Source organism: Leptospira gomenensis, assembly GCF_004770155.1.
GTDB classification, from domain to species: Bacteria; Spirochaetota; Leptospiria; order Leptospirales; family Leptospiraceae; genus Leptospira; species Leptospira gomenensis.
Genome location: NZ_RQFA01000083.1, coordinates 1 through 268, shown reverse-complemented (window position 1 = coordinate 268; position 268 = coordinate 1). Strand labels below are relative to the sequence as shown.

The 268-nt window shown below is 48.9% G+C and carries 1 protein-coding gene; it reads right to left on the bottom strand.

From position 1 onward, the window contains the following. On the bottom strand, window positions 1–268 hold a 268-nt coding region (locus EHQ17_RS19900), incomplete at both ends, for a hypothetical protein (protein ID WP_167882487.1).

Sequence of the window (268 nt, the reverse complement as noted above, 5' to 3'; positions counted from 1 at the left end):
AAGTCTTCCCATTCCAGACTTTCTTACATTCCGGGCCTGGTCCATCATCCCCTTGCGTTTGTCCATCTCCTTCTTTGTTTTCAAAATCGGGTAGAATTGACTAAACTGCCAAACACCATACGCTCCTCCGGGAACTTCTCCCACTAACGTTCCGGAATTTGCTGCAAGCTCTATACAGTCTTTAGCCGACTTTGACGCGCAGGATACGTTCTGGCCGTCCTGCACACTGCTTACAAAACCGTCAAAACTCCCGATCAGATCTTCCGGA